The 890-nt window shown below is 57.0% G+C and carries 1 protein-coding gene; it reads left to right on the top strand.

The features are described 5' to 3' along the window. The coding region (locus ACVOMF_RS20885; RefSeq protein WP_481510975.1) for an IS3 family transposase at positions 1-841 on the top strand (841 nt) is incomplete at its 5' end. Between the last annotated feature and the right edge of the window lie 49 nt (positions 842-890).

Below are 890 nucleotides of genomic sequence, written 5' to 3'. Positions count from 1 at the left end.
GCCTGCCCAGCGACGCACTTGGGTTGGCCGGTTGCAAGAGCGCTTTGGGGTCAGCATGCGGCGAGCACTGCAGATGGTGACGATGTCGTATTCCAGCTATTCGTACAAGGGAAAGGTAAGGGACAGCCAGGCGGTACGAATGCGCATGCGTGAGATCACATCAAGTCGGGTGCACTACGGTTGCGAGCGTGTGTTCGTGGTTCTGCGCCGAGAAGGCTGGCGTGACAACCACAAACGGATCCATCGGATTTACAAGGAGGAAGGCCTTTCTTTAAGGCATTGCCGGCCTCGGCGTAGTAGAAGTGCACGCCGACGTCAGCCGATAAAGGTAGCTGTTGCTCCCAATGCACTTTGGGGGATGGACTTCGTCAGCGATGCACTGTTTGACGGTCGCCGCTTCCGGATGCTGACCGTGGTCGATCACTTCACTCATGAGTGTTTGGCCATTGTCGTGGACCAGTCACTGCGCGGGGAACATGTGGCCGAGGCAATGACAAGGTTGGCGGCCCAGCGAGGATCGCCAGGCGCAATAAAGGTGGACAACGGTAGCGAGTTCGCCGGAAAGGTAATGGATCGTTGGGCTTATGAGAACGCCGTGGAGCTGGATTTTTCCCGACGCGGCACGCCGACCGACAATGCGCTCGTAGAAAGCTTCAACGGCCGCCTTCGGCAGGAGTGCCTGAATGAGCATTGGTTCTTGTCACTGGCTGACGCACGGAGCAAGATCGAAGAGTGGCGGCGCTTCTATAACGAGGAACGGCCCCACAGTGCACTAGGATGGAAAACCCCTGAGGAATTTGCCCTGAAACACGGGACCCAAGCGAATTCCCTAGAGTCGTAGAATGCCGGATTTTCTACTTTGAAATGCACCGGTAATTGGGGGTGGGTCA

It is taken from the genome of Stenotrophomonas sp. STEN022 (assembly GCF_056760155.1).
Note: the sequence above shows the minus strand (reverse complement) of the source record. Positions and strands in the feature narration are given on the sequence as shown.